The organism is Pseudomonas sp. Sample_16 (assembly GCF_004307665.1).
Taxonomy (GTDB): Bacteria; Pseudomonadota; Gammaproteobacteria; order Pseudomonadales; family Pseudomonadaceae; genus Aquipseudomonas.
Map to the genome: position 1 here is coordinate 1 of NZ_RCOB01000190.1, position 18,801 is coordinate 18,801.

General features: G+C 61.1%; 16 protein-coding genes and 2 riboswitches. Of the genes, 6 read left to right on the plus strand and 10 right to left on the minus strand.

Annotated features, from left to right (window positions below; all coding sequences use genetic code 11):
• The 4 genes from D8U69_RS25215 to D8U69_RS25230 form a co-directional block, all read right to left on the minus strand.
• A partial coding sequence (locus D8U69_RS25215) for an amino acid ABC transporter permease (protein ID WP_130908408.1) occupies positions 1-548 on the minus strand: 548 nt, incomplete at its 3' end.
• A 51-nt stretch (positions 549-599) separates the two neighbouring features.
• Positions 600-1,448 carry a transporter substrate-binding domain-containing protein gene (locus D8U69_RS25220; RefSeq protein WP_056852806.1) on the minus strand — a complete coding sequence of 283 codons (849 nt, stop codon included), beginning with the start codon at positions 1,446-1,448 and terminating at the stop codon, positions 600-602.
• Between the two features lie 387 nt (positions 1,449-1,835).
• Positions 1,836-3,395, minus strand: a complete 1,560-nt coding sequence (locus tag D8U69_RS25225; protein WP_130908409.1) for a TerC family protein — start codon at positions 3,393-3,395, stop codon at positions 1,836-1,838.
• A 312-nt stretch (positions 3,396-3,707) separates the two neighbouring features.
• Positions 3,708-4,574, minus strand: coding sequence for a LysR family transcriptional regulator (locus D8U69_RS25230; protein ID WP_056852808.1), 867 nt, complete (start codon positions 4,572-4,574; stop codon positions 3,708-3,710).
• 102 nt (positions 4,575-4,676) lie between these two features.
• Here D8U69_RS25230 and D8U69_RS25235 point away from each other — a divergent pair, with 102 nt between their 5' ends.
• Positions 4,677-6,221 carry an MFS transporter gene (locus D8U69_RS25235; RefSeq protein ID WP_130908410.1) on the plus strand — a complete coding sequence of 515 codons (1,545 nt, stop codon included), beginning with the start codon at positions 4,677-4,679 and terminating at the stop codon, positions 6,219-6,221.
• Here the strand turns inward: D8U69_RS25235 and D8U69_RS25240 are convergent.
• Positions 6,207-6,611, minus strand: a complete 405-nt coding sequence (locus tag D8U69_RS25240) for a MerR family transcriptional regulator (protein WP_056852810.1) — start codon at positions 6,609-6,611, stop codon at positions 6,207-6,209. The genes D8U69_RS25235 and D8U69_RS25240 overlap by 15 nt on opposite strands.
• A gap of 77 nt (positions 6,612-6,688) precedes the next feature.
• On the opposite strand from D8U69_RS25240, the gene D8U69_RS25245 reads away from it, so the two are divergent.
• Positions 6,689-7,912, plus strand: a complete 1,224-nt coding sequence (locus tag D8U69_RS25245) for an NADH:flavin oxidoreductase/NADH oxidase family protein (RefSeq protein WP_130903427.1) — start codon at positions 6,689-6,691, stop codon at positions 7,910-7,912.
• 72 nt (positions 7,913-7,984) lie between these two features.
• On the opposite strand, the gene D8U69_RS25250 is transcribed toward D8U69_RS25245, so the two are convergent.
• From D8U69_RS25250 to cobW, 4 genes are all read right to left on the minus strand, one after another.
• Positions 7,985-8,647, minus strand: a complete 663-nt coding sequence (locus D8U69_RS25250) for a VWA domain-containing protein (protein WP_130903428.1) — start codon at positions 8,645-8,647, stop codon at positions 7,985-7,987.
• Positions 8,648-8,649: 2 nt separating this feature from the next.
• Positions 8,650-9,657, minus strand: a complete 1,008-nt coding sequence (locus D8U69_RS25255) for an ATP-binding protein (RefSeq protein ID WP_130903429.1) — start codon at positions 9,655-9,657, stop codon at positions 8,650-8,652.
• 309 nt (positions 9,658-9,966) lie between these two features.
• The gene (gene cobN / locus D8U69_RS25260) at positions 9,967-13,809 is read right to left on the minus strand and encodes a cobaltochelatase subunit CobN (RefSeq protein ID WP_130908411.1); all 3,843 of its coding nucleotides are present in this window, start codon (positions 13,807-13,809) and stop codon (positions 9,967-9,969) included.
• A 3-nt stretch (positions 13,810-13,812) separates the two neighbouring features.
• Positions 13,813-14,880 carry a cobalamin biosynthesis protein CobW gene (cobW, locus tag D8U69_RS25265; RefSeq protein ID WP_130903431.1) on the minus strand — a complete coding sequence of 356 codons (1,068 nt, stop codon included), beginning with the start codon at positions 14,878-14,880 and terminating at the stop codon, positions 13,813-13,815.
• Between the two features lie 98 nt (positions 14,881-14,978).
• A riboswitch (cobalamin riboswitch) is annotated at positions 14,979-15,191 on the minus strand.
• 255 nt (positions 15,192-15,446) lie between these two features.
• Positions 15,447-15,672: riboswitch (cobalamin riboswitch) on the plus strand.
• 120 nt (positions 15,673-15,792) lie between these two features.
• Between cobW and D8U69_RS25270 the strand changes: the two genes are divergently transcribed.
• The 4 genes from D8U69_RS25270 (at position 15,793) to cobM (ending at position 17,952) form a co-directional block, all read left to right on the plus strand.
• Complete coding sequence (locus D8U69_RS25270; protein WP_130908412.1) at positions 15,793-15,987, plus strand: CbtB-domain containing protein; 195 nt, start codon at positions 15,793-15,795, stop codon at positions 15,985-15,987.
• An 11-nt stretch (positions 15,988-15,998) separates the two neighbouring features.
• Entirely contained in the window at positions 15,999-16,712 is a 714-nt protein-coding gene (locus D8U69_RS25275; protein ID WP_130903433.1) for a CbtA family protein, read from the plus strand.
• A complete protein-coding gene (locus D8U69_RS25280; protein WP_056852817.1) occupies positions 16,709-17,122 on the plus strand; it encodes a cobalamin biosynthesis protein in 414 nt (137 codons plus the stop codon). The genes D8U69_RS25275 and D8U69_RS25280 overlap by 4 nt, the downstream gene beginning before the upstream one ends.
• 83 nt (positions 17,123-17,205) lie before the next feature.
• The gene (cobM, locus tag D8U69_RS25285) at positions 17,206-17,952 is read left to right on the plus strand and encodes a precorrin-4 C(11)-methyltransferase (protein WP_130908413.1); all 747 of its coding nucleotides are present in this window, start codon (positions 17,206-17,208) and stop codon (positions 17,950-17,952) included.
• 163 nt (positions 17,953-18,115) lie between these two features.
• Here the strand turns inward: cobM and nfuA are convergent, their stop codons facing one another.
• Positions 18,116-18,700 (minus strand): Fe-S biogenesis protein NfuA, encoded by a 585-nt coding sequence (gene nfuA / locus D8U69_RS25290; RefSeq protein WP_007959519.1) that lies wholly within the window; start codon positions 18,698-18,700, stop codon positions 18,116-18,118.
• Between the last annotated feature and the right edge of the window lie 101 nt (positions 18,701-18,801).

Sequence of the window (18,801 nt, forward strand, 5' to 3'; positions counted from 1 at the left end):
TCGACATTGATCTTGCGCGCGTAATAGGTCAGCTCCGGCACGGCAATCGCCGCCGCCAGCGAGGTGTCCTTGAACAGCGAAATGAAGTTGTTCGATAACGCTGGCAGTACGTTGCGCAGCATCACCGGCACGGTGACATAGGCCTTGACCTGCCATTCCCCCAGGCCGATCGCCAGACCCGCTTCGCGTTGGCCCTTGGGAATGCTCAACAAACCACCGCGGAACACTTCGGTCAGGTACGCCCCGGCATACAACGACAAGGTAATGATGAACGAGGGAATCTTGTCCAGACGAATCCCCAGGCTCGGCAATGCAAAGTAGATCAACAGAATCAATACCAGAATCGGCGTGTTACGGATCACCGTCACATACACCGAAGCCAGCACCCGCAACGGGCGGTGCTTCGACAACAAAGCAAACGCCATCAGCAGGCCGATCACGCAGCCGATGGCGATCGACACCAGCGCCAGCTCCAGGCCCAGGCCGAGCCCCGCTAGCAAGGTGTCGAAATCGCGCCACACGGCGGCAAAGTTCAACTGATAGTTCATGGTCAGCAGTACCTGAACGGGGCGATTCAGAACCGCCCCGCTCTCACGGGATCATTGAAATTCGACGGGGAAACCAATCTTTGGCGAAGGCAGATCCACACCGAACCATTGCTTGAATGACGCGGCGTAAGTCGGGAACTCGACGCCGGTCATGGCCTCATGCAAGGTGGTGTTGACGAAGTTCAGCCAGTCCTGATCGCCGCGCTTGACCGCACAGGCATAGGTCTGCGGGCTCCAGGCGTAAGCCGGGCTGCGGTAGCGACCGGCGTTCTGCACCATCAGGTATTTCACCGAAGACTGGTCGGTGGCCGCCGCGTCGGCGCGACCGGAGTTCACGGCCTGGTACATCAGGTCAACGCTGTCGTATTGGTCGACCTTGGCATTGGGCAATGCCTGATGCACCAGCTCTTCGGCGTAGACATTCTGCAGCACCGCCACGGTCAAGCCGTCGCCAGCGGCCTTCATGTCTTCGATTTCCTTGTACTTGCTGTTGGCCGGCAACAGCAGGCCAACGCCTTCACGGTAGTAAGGCAGAGTAAACGCCACTTGCTGCGCACGACTGGCGGTCACGGTGATGAACTGGCAGCTCATGTCGACCTTGTCGGTCAGCAGGTTGGGAATCCGCGCATCGGATGACTGCACAACAAACTCGACCTTGCTCGGGTCGTTGAACAGCCCTTTGGCCACCATGCGCGCGATGTCGATATCAAAACCCTGCAATTTGCCATCTGCACCCTGGAAGTGCCACGGCGCATTAGTGCTGCCGGTGCCCACGATCAACTTGCCGCGGGCCAGGACACTATCGAGCTTGCCGTCTGCCGCCTGGGCCACGCCCATGGCAGCAGCAGAAGCCGCGAACAGAAAAACACACGCTTTGAACAACGAAGGTCGGCGATGCATGGCAAGCACTCCAGAATGATGTTTATTCCGCTATACCGGAACGTGGTATGTAACAACGGAATAGACAGCAGAAAGTGTGCCACAGGATGTGCAGGGAATGTAGGGAGATTGAAAAGTGTTTTGAATCAGGGGGATGCGTACATGCGAAAGAAAGGGTTACCAAAACGAATCAAATAGAAACCGCTACCATCGGCTACAGCAGTCGGGAATCTGATTCACAACAGGGCCCAAGAGAATCAATCAGGTGCATTTTTGTATCGTGGTGATTGATAAGAGTGAGTCGTCTGGCGGTCTGCAATCGCGGGCAAGCCCGCTTCCACAAGCTCAGCGTATAACTTGTAGGAGCTTGGCTTGCCCGCGATGAGGGCATTGGCATCAATACAACATCTACGCGCAAATGCGCGCCAGCCGAACCCGCGTCACCCGCCGCTCTTCCACCGACAACACGGTCAAGCACCAGCCTTCCCATTCGTGGCTGTCGCCGATCATCGGCAGGCGATCCAGCAAGCTGACCACCAGACCGGCGAGGGTCTGGTAGTCGTCGGTAGGCTCGGCAGCAAACCCGGTGTACTGTCGAACTCGCGCCAGGTTCAAAGCGCCGCTGACCACAAACCCGCCCTTTTCCTCGACCACGTCCGGCCCTTCGATTTCGCTGGCATCGGGTAATTCACCGGCGATCGATTCGAGGATGTCGGTCATGGTCAGCACACCGACGAAGTCGCCGAACTCGTTGACCACGAATGCGATGTGCGTCGACGCCTTGCGCATCTGCTCCAGGGCGTTGAGGATCGAGTAACTCTCCAGCAGGTTGATGGTCTGACGCGCAAGATGCGCAAGATCCGGTTGGTTACCTGCCAGGAACTCTTTCAACAACTCCTTCTTGTGTACGAAACCCAGCGGTTCATCCACCGCACCGTCGCGGATCAGCGGCAGGCGCGAGTAAGACGAATGCATCAGTCGCGTGCGAATCGCCTCGGCGTTGTCGGCCAGGTCGATATGATCGACGTCGGCGCGCACGGTCATCAACGTGCGGATCGGCCGCTCGGCCAGTTGCAGCACGCCGCTGATCATCACCCGCTCGCGGCGATCGAACAGCGCTTCGCTGGGCGCCTCGCCGTTGTCGAGCATGTCGGCAATTTCCTCGCCGACTTCTTCCACCGCCAGTTTGCGCCCGCCCAGCAGGCGCATCACCGCGTGGGCGGTGCGCTCACGCATCGGTCGCAGGCCCATCATCGATCGTTTGCGGCGAGCCCGGGCGATCTGGTTGAACACTTCGATCAGGATCGAGAAACCGATGGCTGCATACAGATAGCCCTTCGGAATATGGAAGCCCAGGCCTTCGGCAGTCAGCGCAAAGCCGATCATCATCAAAAAGCCCAGGCACAGCATGATCACCGTCGGATGCGCGTTGACGAACCGGGTCAGCGGTTTGCTGGCGACGATCATCAAACCGATGGAAATGATCACGGCGATCATCATCACCGCCAACTCATCAACCATGCCCACTGCGGTAATCACCGCATCGAGGGAGAACACCGCATCCAGCACCACGATTTGCGCGACGATTGGCCAAAACAGCGCATAGGCGGCGTTGGAGGAACGCTCACCGACGTGTCCTTCAAGCCGTTCGTGCAATTCCATGGTGGCCTTGAACAACAGGAACACACCACCGAACAGCATGATCAGGTCGCGCCCGGAGAAGCTCTTGTCGAATACCTCGAACAGCGGTTGGGTCAGGGTCACCAGCCAGGAAATACTCGCCAGCAAGCCAAGACGCATCAGCAACGCCAGGGACAAACCGATGATCCGCGCACGATCGCGCTGATGCGGCGGTAGTTTGTCCGCGAGGATCGCGATAAACACCAGGTTGTCGATGCCCAGTACCAGTTCCAGCACAATCAGCGTCAACAGGCCCAGCCATGCGGTGGGGTCAGCTAACCATTCCATAAAAACGTCTCGATCTCTTCAGTGGATTCAGAATGCCGGGCACGGCAAGGCACGGCGCAGACGCCGAGGAACTGCAATGTCATGGGAAAACGCAAGCCAAAAGACCGGGTGCTTCGCGTGCATCAAGACCGCGCGATGGCGCGTGGGGAAAGGATAACTGGGAGGCTCCGTGAGGGTGTTCATGCAAGTCCTGAAAGGAAAAAGAACTTGGATCGTACAAGCAATAGCGACTGTTCCTACAGCCGGAAATCATTTCAAGATCTGTAGCGGCTATGAATCTTCGGTATTTCGAACAACGCGATGCTTGCGCACTCAAGCATTTTTTACGCGATCGATGTACTTGATCACCGCCGGCGACCTCTCGAACCGCCGATGAACCAAGGCCAACCAGGAAATCACCTGGCAATCCGCAATCTGCCGATACACCACGTTCGGCAAACTGACATGGCCGACCACGGACTCCGGCACCACCGCCACGCCCTGCCCCAGCGAAACCAGGGCAATCACCGCGACCAACCCACCCGGCTGCGCCCCCAGCCTGGGTACAAACCCACCCTGCGCGGCGACTTGCAAGGTGCCGACCACTTGCTCGGGAAGAATGAAGTTTTCGTTCTGCAGATGCACTGAATTGATCATCGGCAAACGGTTGAGCCATGAATCGACCGGTAGCGCCAACACAAAGCCTTCCTCGTTGAGCCGCACACTTTCGATACCGTCGGGCAACGTCAACGGGCAGCGGATGTAGCCGAGGTCGAAACGTCCCTCGAGGATCATGTTCGGCAGGCTGGCCATCGGGCTCTCCCGCACATTGAGGCTGACGTCCGGGAATTGGCAAGCAAACCCCTGCACTTGTTTTTGCAGCACTCCTGAGTACACCGCCGACGCCACATAACCGAGTTCGATGTGTCCGACTTCACCGCGACCGGCACGTTGTGCATTGCGTTGGGCAGACTCGAATTGCCGGACTGTGGCTTCAGCCTCGATTACCAGCGCCGCGCCGGCTTCGGTCAGGCTGACGTCCCGCGACTGACGGAAAAACAAGCGCGCGCCCAACTCCGCTTCCATGTCTTGAATCTGCCGGGTCAGGGTCGGCGGCGCGATGCCTAATTGCTCGGCGGCGCGGGTGAAATTGCGATGGCGAGCGACGGCGAGGAAATAGCGGAAGTGGCGGATGTCCATGGGGCATTAGCTCAAAGGTAATGAAGTGATGAGGCGCGCCTAACAACGACACTGTCAGCCAGGGATAAGCTGCTCGAACCGTCACAGTAGAGAATCCTTGCCATGCCCGTCAAACCCACGCCAAGTGCACGTCAGACCTTACTGACCGCATCCGCCGTGTGCTCGCTGATCGTGCTCGACACCAACATTGTCGCCGTTACCTTGCCCAGCATTGCGCGTGACCTGGGGGCCAATTTCGCCGACATCGAGTGGGTGGTCAGCGCCTACATGTTGGCGTTCGCCGCGTTGCTGTTGCCGGCCGGTAGCCTGGCCGACCGTTTTGGTCGCCAGAAGACCCTGATGTGGGGCCTGGGAATTTTCATCGTTGCTTCACTGGGCTGCGGTGCGGCTCCGAACGCCCTGTTTCTCGACATCGCACGCGCGATCAAAGGCGTCGGCGCCGCACTGCTGTTGACCTCGGCGCTCGCAGCCATCGGCCACACCTTTCATGATGAAGCCGAACGGGCCAAGGCCTGGGCATTCTGGGGTGGCTGCATGGGCGTTGCCATGACCGCCGCGCCGACCCTGGGCGGACTGATCACCGAATTCGTGGGCTGGCGCTGGATTTTCTACCTCAACCTGCCAGTGGGCTTGTTCCTGATGTACAGGGTCTGGCGCGCGGTGCCGGAATCACGCGATGCGCAAGCAGCGCGCCTTGATCCCTGGGGCAGCCTCGCCTTCAGCGCCAGCCTGCTGTGCCTGATCTGGGGCCTGATCGAAGCCAATCGGATCGGTTGGAGCAACCCGGTCACTTATGCGCGCCTGATCGGTGGAGCAGCGTTGTTGGGACTGTTCGTGGTGATCGAACGTCTGCAACAGCGCCCGATGATCGACCTGCAGTTGTTCCGTCATCCGCGCTTCATCGGTGCGCTGCTCGGCATGTTCGCGTACGCCGCGTGTGCTCAGGTCATGATGACCATGCTGCCGTTCTACTTGCAGAACGGGCTGGGGTTCACCGCGATTTCGGCGGGCTTGGGCATGTTGCCGTTCGCCGTCACCCTGCTGATTTTCCCGCGCATCGGTGCTCGGCTGACGGGGCGGATCACGCCGGCAAACATGATGGCCATCGGGCTCACCCTGGTAGGCTGCGGCAACTTGCTCAGTGCCTGGGCGGTCAACAGTGGCGGTTATCTGCCGTTCGCCCTGGCGATTGCCGTCACCGGTGCCGGCGCAGGTCTGCTCAACGGCGATACGCAGAAAAACATCATGGCCTGCGTCCCGCGGCAACGCACCGGCATGGCCTCGGGCATGAGCACGACCATGCGCTTCAGTGCGGTGATGCTGGCCATCGGCGTGTATGGCGCGCTGCTCGCTGGCCACACTGAACAACAGCTGCACTTCGGTTTGTCGAGTCTGGCGCCGGAGTTGCTCGAACAGTCAAAGGATGTCGCCTCGCGGGTGGTCGCCGGTGATATGAACGCGGCGATGAGTCTGTTGCCCGAAATCGCGCGGCCGCTGGTCGAAGCCTTGGCCCGGCAGGCATTCGTCGCGGGGTTCAGTCTGTTGTTGTGGGTGGCAGGACTCGCGGCTTTGCTCGGTGCGCTGGTGGTGGGGACGTTGATGCGCAAGCCGATTCCCACCCCTCAGACTGCTTTAGTGCCTGAATGACCCGAGCACCCGCTCGGCATTCGCGTCACAAGCCATGCCTTCCGGCCGGGCCTGAATGTTTTCGATCAAACCCTGCAACTGCGCCTTGCTTTGCGCCAGGTGCCGTTGCATGGCTTCGATCTGTTCGATTTTGCGATGCAGGCCGACCATCAACTCATCATGCTTGAACGCCCCCGTCACAGTGTCCGGTAACAGTTGCTTGAGTTCTTCGAGGCTGAACCCGGCCTGCTGGGCGCACTGGATGATTTGCAGGGTTTGCAGGACCTGTTGCGGGTATTGTCGATAGCCGTTCGCCGAGCGCTGAACCTGTTGAATCAAACCTTGAGCCTCATAAAAGCGAATGCGCGAGGCGCTCAATCCGCTCAGCAGTGCCAATTCACCGATTTTCATTGCGACCTCATTTGCCTGCTTGACATTAAAGTTAACTTTAAGCTTAGCCTCTACTCTTCACTGATGAGGAGTCAAGCATGTCGCCCTTTCAAGCGTTGAATCTGCCCAACGGCCAGACCATCGGCAACCGCATTGCCAAAGCCGCGATGGAAGAAAACCTCGCCGACATCGATCAGGCACCCGATGGCGCGCTGTTTCGCTTGTACCAGGCCTGGGCAGATGGCGGAGCCGGGCTGCTATTGACCGGCAACGTGATGATTGACCGGCGCGCCATGACCGGCCCAGGCGGTGTAGTACTCGAAGATGAGCGGCATCTGCAACGCTTCCGTCAGTGGGCCGACATTGGGCGCAGCGGTGGTGCGCAGTTCTGGGTGCAATTGAATCACCCCGGCCGCCAGACCATGGCCAACCTTGGCCAGCAAGCGTTGGCACCTTCGGCGGTAGCACTGGATCTGGGACAGTTTTCGAAGATGTTCGCCGAACCGAAACCCATGAGCGAAGCCGACATCGACGAGGTGATCCAGCGCTTTGCCGCCAGTGCCGCGATGGCCGAAAAAGCCGGTTTTACCGGCGTGCAGATACATGCCGCTCATGGCTACCTGATCAGCCAGTTCCTTTCACCACTGACCAATCGCCGAACCGATCGCTGGGGCGGCTCATTGGAAAACCGTGCCCGCTTGCTGCTTGCAGTGGTCGATGCCGTGCGCCAAGCGGTATCACCGCAGTTTTGCGTAGCGGTGAAGCTCAACTCGGCGGATTTCCAGCGCGGCGGCTTCGATGCCGACGACGCCCGGCAGGTTATCCAATGGCTGAACGAGCTGCAGATCGATTTGCTCGAACTCTCGGGCGGCAGCTACGAAGCACCGGCCATGCAAGGCGAGGCCCGTGACGGGCGGACGTTGGCGCGCGAGGCTTATTTTCTGGAAATGGCCGGTGAGTTGGCTGCAGTGGCATGCATGCCGGTAATGGTCACCGGCGGGATTCGACGCCTGACAGTTGTCGAACAAGTGCTCGCCAGCGGCATCGCCATGGCTGGAATAGGCACGGCCCTCGCCGTTGAGCCCGGCTTGGTCAAGCATTGGCGAGAAGGTCTGAACAGTCACCCGCAACTGCCGCCAATTCGCTGGAAACGCAAACCGCTGGCAGCATTGGCAAACATGGCGGTCGTGAAATTCCAGCTGCATCGATTGAGTCGTGGCCGTAAGACCCGACCTGGAGTGTCGGCGCTGTGGGCGTTGATTGTCGACCAGTTGTACCTGGGCAAGCGTACCCGGCAGTATCGGCGGGCGATGGCGAAGTAATTCGATTGAGGCTGGCGGGTACACCGCTATCGCGAGCAGGCTCGCCGTGATCGGCGCGCAGCACAGGAAAAATCACCCCGGCAACAACTCATCGATATGCCGATACTCCGACTGCAACTGCTCCGCCATCACCTTGCAGCGACCCAGCCTGATCGGCCCACGCTCGATATCGATCAGCAGCCCGGGACAATTGAATGGCTGCAATGTCGCCCCGTCCTTGATCCGCCCATCCGTGATCACCAGCAAGCGTTGCTGCTCGGCCGGAAAGCGCTTTCGCCGGGCCGCAAGCCACTGCCCCGCTTCGCTCAAGGCCGCCAGCAACGGCGTGCCGCCACCGGCGCCCAGTCCATCAAGCCAGTGACGCAAACCGCTGGACGCTTTCAACCCTTGAACCTGCCACTTCGGCGCAGCGCCACTGGCAGACAGCAAGGCCAGCCGGGCGCGTTGGCGATAGGCGTCATCGAACAACTGCGCGAGCAAACCCTTGGCATCGCTCAAGGCATGGTGCCGACGGGTCGAAGCCGACGCATCGACAATCACCAGCCACAATTGATGAGCCGAACGTGTGCGCACGTGGAACAACAGATCCGCACGCACACGTGGCCGACCAATGAGCAAGGTCCCCGGCCAGTTGATCGAACCGCTGCAGGCAGCGTGACGCTTGCCCTGTCGGCCATGGTCCAGTCGTCCGGCGCGGGGCCTGGCATTCGCCCCCGCGTCGGATCGGGGGCGAATGCCTAGGGCTTTTTTGGCCAGCTCGGCACTTCCCGGCGGGCGCCGACAGGCGATGCCTGAGGAGCCATTTCACCCCACTGCCCCTGGCCTTCACCCGGATTGGTCGTTTGCGGCGAAGACGACTGTGGCGCTTGCGCCGGTTGTGGTGCCGATGCGGCAAGCTCACGGCGACGATGGCGCAAGGCGAACTCGGCGACCGCGTCGATATCTTCGACGCTGATGGCACGAGCGCCACGCCAGGCTGCGTGGGCGCGAGCCGCGCGCAGCCAGACCAGATCGGCGCGCATGCCGTCGACTCCGGCGGCGAAGCAGCGTTCAGTGATCTGCGCCAGCGCGTCGTCGTCCAGCGGGATGCTCGTCAACGCAACGCGTGCCTGCTGGCAACGCTCGCGCAGGCTCGCTTGTTGGCTCTCCCACGTGGCGCAAAAGCGCTGGGGATCGCTGTCGAAATCCAGGCGCCGACGGATGATCTGGCCGCGCTCTGCCGGTGCGGTGTGGCCGCTGAGGGCGACATTCAAGCCAAAGCGGTCAAGGAGCTGCGGCCGCAATTCGCCCTCTTCCGGGTTCATGGTGCCGATCAACACGAATTTCGCCGAATGCCGATGGGAGATGCCATCCCGCTCGATCAGATTGGTACCGCTGGCGGCGACGTCGAGTAGCAGATCGACCAGATGATCCGGCAGCAGGTTGACCTCATCGACGTAGAGCACGCCGCCATCAGCCTTGGCCAGCACACCCGGTGAAAATTGCGCCCGGCCTTCACTCAGCGCGGCATCCAGATCGAGGGTACCGACCAACCGCTCCTCAGTCGCGCCCAACGGCAAGGTAACGAACTGACCGCTGGCGAGCAGGTCCGCCAACCCTCGAGCCAGGGTCGACTTGGCCATGCCACGCGGACCTTCGATCAGCACACCGCCGATCTTCGGGTCAATGGCGGTCAGGTACAGCGCGAGCTTCAAATCGTCGGCGCCGACCACGGCGGACAGGGGGAAATGCGGAGTGTCGGTCATGTCGGGTTTCTCATCATGGTCGGTCATTACTCTGTGGCGAGGGAGCTTGCTCCCGCTGGGCTGCGCAGCGGCCCCAAAAATCAGATACACCACGGTTTCGGGTTTTTTGTGATCGTTCCCACGCTCTGCGTGGGAATGCCTCAACGGACGCTCCGCGTTCGGCTCTGGGTGGGACGCGGAGCGTCCCGGGCTGCATTCCCACGCGGAGCGTGGGAACGATCAGCTATACGCCACGGTTTCGGGTTTTACGACTGCTTCGCAGCCGAGCGGGAGCAAGCTCCCTCGCCACAGGTGTCCACTGTTCTCTAGTCAACTGTCTTCTTCTATGTCCAGCAGCAGATTTTCCAGCGCCTCGCGATACTCGCCCGGCGCTTTCCACATGCCTCGCTGTTGCGCTTCGAGCATGCGTTCGGTCATGTCGCGCAACGCGTGGGGATTGTGCTCGCGAACAAAATCCCGGGTGTCCGGGTCGAGCAAATAGGCATCTGCCAGCAAGGCGTACTGATGATCGTCGATCAGCTGTGTGGTGGCGTCGAAGGCGAACAGGTTGTCGACAGTCGCAGCCATTTCGAAGGCGCCTTTATAGCCATGTCGCTTTACCCCGTCGAGCCACTTGGGATTGGCTGCCCGCGAGCGGATGACCCGGTTCAGCTCTTCCTTGAGCGTGCGGATTTTCGGCAAGTCCGGCTGGCTGTGATCGCCGTGGTAACTCGCCGCCGCGGTTCCGCTGAGGCTTTCCACCGCCGCGAGCATACCGCCCTGGAACTGATAGTAGTCATTGGAATCGAGCAGATCGTGCTCACGGTTATCCTGATTTTGCACAACGGCCTGCACTTGGCCCAGGCGTCGACTGAAGGGTTCTCGGGCCAGGGTGCCCTCGTCAGATCCGCCATAGGCGTAACCGCCCCAATTCAGATAGACCTCGGCCAGATCCTCACGGCTTTGCCACAGCCGGCCATCGATAGCGCCCTGCACTCCTGCGCCATACGCGCCGGGTTTGGCACCGAAAATTCGCCAACCGGCCTGGCGTCGGGCCGATTCCTCATCAACCCCCGATTGCAGTAACGCTGCCCGCTCGGCACGGACCTTGGCCGCCAACGGGTTGAGATCGTCTGGTTCATCCAGCGCAGCCACCGCTTGTACCGCGGCGTCGAACAAGCGGATCAGATTGGCGAAGGCGTCGCGGAAGAACCCGGAAACGCGCAAGGTCACGTCCACTCGCGGCCGATCGAGCAAGCTCAGTGGCAGTATTTCAAAATCGTCGACGCGCTGACTGCCGGTAGCCCATACCGGGCGCACGCCCATCAACGCCATGGCCTGTGCGATATCGTCGCCACCGGTGCGCATGGTCGCGGTGCCCCACACTGACAGGCCGAGCTGACGCAGATGATCGCCATGATCTTGCAGGTGGCGTTCAAGAATCAGGTTGGCCGATTGAAAACCGATGCGCCAGGCGGTTGTGGTCGGCAGGTTGCGCACGTCCACCGAATAAAAATTGCGCCCGGTGGGCAGCACGTCCAGCCGTCCGCGACTCGGCGCGCCGCTGGGGCCGGCTGGCACGAAGCGGCCGCCCAAGGCATCGAGCAGGCCGCGCATTTCTGCCGGGCCGCAGGCGTCCAGGCGTGGTGCGACCACTTCGCGCAGATTGTCGAGGATGGCCTGGACCTCGGACCAACCCGGCCCCTGCAGGAGCGAGCCTGCTGGCGAGGCTGTGTCAGCTGCGTTGGCGTCGACTGACACGCCATCGCCAGCAGGCTCGCGCCTACACGGATCGGTCAACGCCTGCGAGATCAGTTGTGCGGCGAACAACTCAAGGCGTTCGCGGGCATCGCCAGCGGTGCGCCAAGCTTCATGGGTGAGGTTGTGCAGTTCAATTGGTCGCGGCCCGGTCCATGGTTCGGCCAACACGCAATCCAGCGGATCGAAACCCAGCGAGAATGCCTTGGCCAAAGCGCGCAGCAAGCTCGATTGCGCACCACGCCCGTCACCCCGGGGGATTCGCAGCAATGCCAGCAACGTATCGATACGCAAGCGCCCGACCGGCGACTCGCCGAAAACATGCAAGCCGTCGCGGATCTGCGATTCCTTCAAGTCACACAGGTAAGTGTCCAGGCGCGGCAACCAGATCGCCGCATCGACATCGCTGTCGAGTTGTTCGTCCAGTTGCAGTTCGCGGTCGATGTGGGTGTCGCGCACCAGTTGCAGGATGTCGCGCTGCAACTCGCGGGCGCGACGCGGATCGAGCAATTGCGCTTCGTAGTATTCGTCGGCGAGCAACTCGAGATTGCGCAGCGGGCCGTAGGTTTCGGCACGGGTCAGCGGTGGCATCAAGTGATCGATGATCACTGCCTGGGTCCGTCGCTTGGCCTGGGCGCCCTCGCCCGGATCGTTGACGATGAATGGATAGATGTTGGGCAGCGGCCCGAGCAATGCATCCGGCCAGCAGTGTTCCGACAGGCCTACCCCTTTGCCCGGCAGCCATTCGAGGTTGCCGTGCTTGCCGACGTGGATCAGCGCGTGGGCGCCATAGGTGTTGCGCAGCCAGAAGTAAAACGCCAGATAGCCGTGGGGCGGCACCAGGTCCGGGTCGTGATACACCGCGCTCGGGTCCACCTGATAGCCGCGCGCCGGTTGAATGCCGACGAAGGTCAGGCCGAAACGCAGCCCGGCGATCATCATTCGGCCGTTGCGGCACATCGGATCGTTTTCCGGCGCCCCCCAGCGAGCCAGCACCGCGGCGCGATTCGCTGCGGGCAGTGCGTTGAACATTCTCAGGTAATCATCCATTGCCAGACTTTGCTGGCAGGGACGCTGATCGAGAGTGTCCAGGTCATTACTGACACCGCCAAGCAATTGCTCGATCAGCGCGGTGCCGCTGTCCGGCAATTCGGCCGGTAGCGGATAGCCTTCGTTATACAGCGCACGCAGAATGTTCAGGGCAGCGGCCGGCGTGTCGAGACCGACACCATTGCCGATGCGGCCGTCGCGGGTCGGGTAATTGGCGAGGATCAGCGCCACGCGCTTTTCAGCATTGGGCAGGTGCGCCAGGTCGGTCCAGCGCCGTGCGAGCTCGGCGACGAAGTCCATGCGTTCAGGTTGCGGGCGGTAGCAGACCACATCCGATTGGCTGCGCTCACTGCGCCACGCCAGATCCTTGAAGCTGATCGGTCGGCTGATAATCCGCCCATCCAGCTCTGGCAGGGCAATGTGCATCGCCAGATCACGCGGGCCGAGGCCTTGTTCGCTGGCGCGCCAGCCCGGCTCGTTGTCCTGGGCACAAATCGCCTGGATCACCGGGATATTGCGGCGAAATGGTCGCAAGTGCGGCGCTTCAGGGCTGGACTGGGCGAAACCGGTGGTGTTGAGAATCACCGCCGCTTCAGCCTCGTCCAGCAGGTCCTCGACCACCGTCAGGCAACCGGGCTCTTTCAAACTGGCCAGCGCGATGGGCAACGGATTCAACCCGGCAGCCTGCAAACGCTGGCAAAAAACATCGATGAAACCGGTGTTCGCCGCTTGCAAATGCGAGCGGTAAAACAGCACGGCTGCCACCGGTTGACCCGCCTGCCATTCAGCCTGCCAGTCATTCAATTCAACGGTGTTTTTTTGCGGATGGTAAATCGCCGTGCGCGGCAACGCTCGCGGCTCGGCCCAGGCGTAATCCCGAGCCAACCAACGATTGGCCAGGCAACGGAAAAAATCCAGGGCGTTGCCCATGCCGCCCTGACGAAGAAACTGCCAGAGCCGATCACGATCCTCGGCACCGACGGTGCTCAGGTCACTGAGTTCCGGGTCCGGGCGATCGTCGCCCGGCACCAGTATCAACTGCACTCCACGCTGCGACAATTGCACCAGCCGCTCGACGCCGTAACGCCAATAGGCAATGCCGCCGTGCAGCGAGATCAGAATGACCTTGGCGTGGCGCAAGACTTCATCGACATACAGATCAACCGAGGCATGATTCTGCACCTGCATCGGGTTCGCCAGGCGCACGCTCGGATAATCGTCGGGCAATTGCTGCGCCGCTTCGGCAAGCAGCGCCAGGCTGGAATCGCCGCTGCACAGGATCACCAGCTCGGCGGGGGTTTGTCCAAGGTCGGCAATGTTGTCATCCGAGACGAATCCGCCGGGCTGGGTCCTGAGCAGGTGCATGGCTTACACGCTGAGCGCGGCGCGCAATTGCGCTTCGAGCAGGCTGGCGTCCAGTGCCTGGCCGATCAGCACCAGACGAGTGACGCGTGGTTCCTCAAGGCTCCATTGACGATCGAAGTGCTTGTCAAAACGTGTGCCCACGCCCTGAATCAACAGGCGCATCGGTTTGTTCGGGATTGCAGCGAAGCCTTTGACACGCAGGATGCCGTGCTGGACCACCAGTTGGGTCAGCGCGTCCATCAGCAGGCTTTCGTCGGCTTGCGGCAGCTCGATGGAGATGGAATCGAAAGCATCGTGGTCGTGATCGTGATCGTCTTCGCCTTCATGGTGGTGATCATGATGGCTATGACGGCTGTCGATGTGCTCTTCAGAGCCGGCACCCAGACCGATCAACACGTCCAGCGGCAAGCGCCCGCTGCTGGCTTCGATGACTTTTACCGCAGGCGGCAGTTCTTCGGCGACTTCCAGGCGCACGCGGGCCAGGTCTTCAGGGCTGATCAGGTCGGCCTTGTTGAGGATCACCAGGTCAGCGCTGGACAGTTGATCGGCGAACAGTTCGTGCAGTGGCGATTCATGGTCCAGGTTCGGGTCGAGTTTACGCTGGGCGTCGACCTGATCCGGGAATGCGGCGAAGGTGCCGGCCGCCACGGCCGGGCTGTCGACCACGGTGATCACCGCATCAACGGTGCAGGCACTGCGGATTTCCGGCCACTGGAAGGCTTGTACCAAAGGTTTTGGCAGGGCCAGGCCCGAGGTTTCGATAAGAATGTGATCGAGATCACCGCGCCGGGCGACCAGTTCGCGCATCACCGGGAAGAACTCTTCCTGAACGGTGCAGCACAGGCAGCCGTTGGCCAGCTCATAGACACGGCCACTGGCTTCTTCTTCGGTGCAACCGATTGAACACTGCTTGAGGATCTCGCCATCGATGCCCAGCTCACCGAATTCGTTGACGATCACTGCGATGCGGCGACCCTGAGCGTTGTCGAGCATGTGTCGCAGCAAGGTGGTTTTACCCGAGCCGAGGAAGCCGGTAACGATGGTGACGGGGAGTTTGGCCAGTGTTTTCATCGGATGCCCTTTGGCAAGGTGGCGGGCATACGGGACGAGAACCGGCAACGCCTGTGCGCGCCGGAAGCGTTCGCCACCGGATCACCCCGCCCGGTTGTAGTGAGAATCTGTATCGAGGCAGGTCTCCTGGCTGACGGCGTGCCAGTCGCTTGACTGGCGTTGGCTGCGCCTTCCCGCGGGCTCAGGACTTGAGCGTGCAGTGGCGTGGCAGCGAACATCACCGTTCACAGTTGCGGGGGCAGCCGCGGCATTGACCGCGTTCCCTTCTTAGCTTCGACAAACGCCGAAGAACCTCGAAAGCGCAAGGCTACGCATGGTATTGGGGCGGGTCAATGATCAAGCCGAATCGATCGTTCCCGCGCTTTGCGTCGATCGTTCCCACGCTCTGCGTGGGAATGCCTCAACGGACGCTCCGCGTTCGGCTGTGAAAGGGACGCAGAGCGTCCCGGGCTGCATTCCAACGCAGAGCGTGGGAACGATCAAACGAATGATCAACGCAGAGCGTGGGAACGATCAACTCAAACGAGAACCCTTGCCAATTGACGCCCAACCTCCGCCCATGCTCTCCTATGCATCTTGTTACGGGTGCCCTTCACAGGGTGAAACGGGAAACCGGTGAATCATGTGCTTTACTCCAAGCCATGTCAGTCCGGTGCTGCCCCCGCAACGGTAAGCGAGCGAAGCGTCAGATCCACTGTGCCGATGAGGCATGGGAAGGTGATGCTTGCAGGAACAGGCTCAGGCCTGCGCCCCTCGTGAGCCCGGAGACCGGCCCGCAACACAAGGTGAATACACCATCACTGAATGACAAACCCGCGGTGGGCGGGCGCTGTTCGAAGCTCTGCGCGCCCGTTCGTGCGGGCTTTCTGCATGCGCTTCTGATTCCCCGCTGACAGACCAGAGGGAAACGCCATGTCGATCACCAGCAGCACCGCTCATAGCAACACTGCCAGCGCCACCAATAGCCTGACTCAACGTCTGACCGCCGCTGTCTGCGCGTCGATTCTCGGCGCATGCCTGGTGTACTTCGCCGGTTTCTCGCACATCGAAGCCGTGCACAACGCCGCGCACGATACCCGTCACAGCGCCGCGTTCCCGTGCCATTGAGACCTTCAGACATGATCAAGCGTATTGCGCAAACCGCAGGTTTCAGCGGGCTGCTCGCCGCCCTGCTGCTCACTCTGCTGCAAAGCTTCTGGGTCTCACCGCTGATCCTGCAGGCCGAGACCTACGAGAAATCCGAACCCGCCGCTGTTGAAGCCCACGAACACACCCACTCCGAAGGCGCCGTTGCCGCGCACACCCACGATGGCGAAGCCTGGGAACCGCAAGACGGTTGGCAGCGTGTGCTTTCGACCACTGGCGGCAATCTGGTGGTAGCCGTCGGCTTCGCCCTGATGCTCGCCGGGCTCTACACCTTGCGCGCACCGACCAAAACCTCCCAGGGCCTGCTCTGGGGCCTGGCGGGCTACGCAACCTTCGTGCTGGCGCCAACCCTGGGCCTGCCGCCTGAATTGCCGGGCACCGCTGCCGCCGATCTGGCGCAACGGCAGTTCTGGTGGATTGGCACCGCGGCCTCCACCGCGGTGGGTATCGCCCTGATCGTGTTCAGCCGTCACTGGCTGATGAAAGTCCTCGGCGCGGCGATCCTTGCGGTTCCCCACGTGATCGGCGCGCCGCAACCGGAAGTGCATTCGATGCTGGCACCCGAAGCACTGGAGACCCGTTTCAAAATCGCTTCGCAGCTGACCAACGTGGCGTTCTGGCTGGCCCTGGGCCTGATCAGCGCCTGGTTGTTCCGCCGCAAAAACGATGGCCAATACCGCGCATGACTGAAGTCAGCACAGTGCCGACCCTGGTGGTCGGCCTGGGCTGCCAACGGGGCTGCCCGGTGAGCACGTTGCGCGCACTGCTCGATCAGGCGCTGCAAGCACACCGGATCGAGCTTCATGACATCAAGGCCCTGGCCAGCATCGACTTGAAGCGCGACGAACCGGCTCTGATCGAATTGGCCACGCAACTGGCGTTGCCGTTGATGTTTTTCAGTAGCGAACAACTGGCTGGTTATCAGCCACACCTCAGTCACCATTCACAGATCGCCTTCGAGCGCACCGGTTGCTACGGCGTGGCGGAAAGTGCCGCCCTGGCCTTGGCCGAACAACTGGGCCATGCACCGGCAAAACTGCTGATCCGGCGACAAAAATATGCCCAGGCCACTCTGGCATTGGCCTGCGCTGCGTAAAATCCCCGATAATCCGCGCAATCGATCATGAGCAATCTTCATTTGAAGCCTTGCCCAGCCCCTTTTTTCCACAGGAACCGACGATGACCGTCTATTTCATTGGCGCAGGTCCCGGCGACCCGGAACTGATTACCGTCAAAGGCCAGCGCCTGATTCGCAGCTGTCCGGTGATCATTTATGCCGGCTCATTGGTACCCGCCGCTGTTCTTGAAGGCCATCACGCCGAGACGCTGGTCAACAGCGCCGAACTGCATCTGGAACAGATCATCGAGCTGATCAAGCGCGCCCACGCCAACAACCAGGATGTGGCGCGGGTGCACTCGGGCGATCCGAGTCTGTATGGTGCCATCGGCGAGCAGATTCGCCACTTGCGCGAACTCGGCATTCCTTTCGAGATCATCCCCGGCGTCACTGCGACCGCCGCCTGTGCCGCGTTGCTTGGGGCGGAACTGACGTTGCCGGACGTGTCACAGAGCGTGATCCTGACCCGCTATGCCGACAAAACCGCGATGCCGGCGGGCGAAGAGTTCTCCAGCCTGGCGCAGCACGGAGCGACCATGGCGATTCATTTGGGGGTTAATCACCTGACGAAGATCGTCGAAGAGCTTGTGCCGCATTACGGCGCAGATTGCCCGATTGCGGTGGTTCATCGAGCGACCTGGCCGGATCAGGATTGGGTGCTCGGAACGCTTGAGGACATTGCCGACAAGGTAGCCGACAAAGGGTTTCGTCGTACGGCGTTGATTCTGGTGGGGCGCGTGCTGGGCAGTGACCAGTTCAGCGAGTCGTCGCTGTATCGCGCCGGGCATGCGCATTTGTACAGGCCCTGAAACACTTGTGGCGAGGGAGCTTGCTCCCGCTGGACCGCTAAGCGGTCCCTCCATCAGCCATTGCACTCATCACGGGAAATGCATCGGCTGACAGGCGACTGCTTCGCAGTCGAGCGGGAGCAAGCTCCCTCGCCACAGTGTTTTTCATGTCGCAGCGAACACCTTAGTAGTAGGCGTTTTCTTTCTGCGTGTGGTCGGTCACGTCACGGACGCCCTTGAGCTCCGGGATGCGCTCGAGCAAGGTGCGCTCGATACCTTCCTTCAGGGTCACGTCTGCCTGGCCGCAGCCCTGGCAACCGCCGCCAAACTGCAGAACGGCGATGCCGTCCTCGACCACATCGATCAGGCTGACCTGGCCGCCGTGGCTGGCCAGCCCCGGGTTGATCTCGGTTTGCAGGTAGTAATTGATACGCTCGTTGATCGGGCTGTCGGCATTGACCATCGGTACTTTGGCGTTTGGCGCCTTGATGGTCAGCTGGCCACCCATGCGGTCGGTGGCGTAGTCGACAACCGCGTCGTCCAGGAACGCTTCGCTGAACGAATCGATATAAGCGGTGAAGCTCTTGAGCCCCAGCGCCGTGTCTTCGGGTTTTTCTTCGCCAGGTTTGCAGTAGGCAATGCAGGTTTCTGCATACTGGGTGCCAGGCTGGGTGATGAAGACGCGGATGCCGATACCCGGGGTGTTCTGCTTGGACAGCAGATCAGCCAGGTAATCGTGGGCGGCGTCGGTAATGGTAATAGCGGTCATGGAAACTCCTCGCAGGCTTGGGCGCAGTTTACGCCAATCATCGCCGCGGACAAAGTCCTAGTATTTTTGTCGGGAAAGATTCCGACGCTACTCCTCTGTAG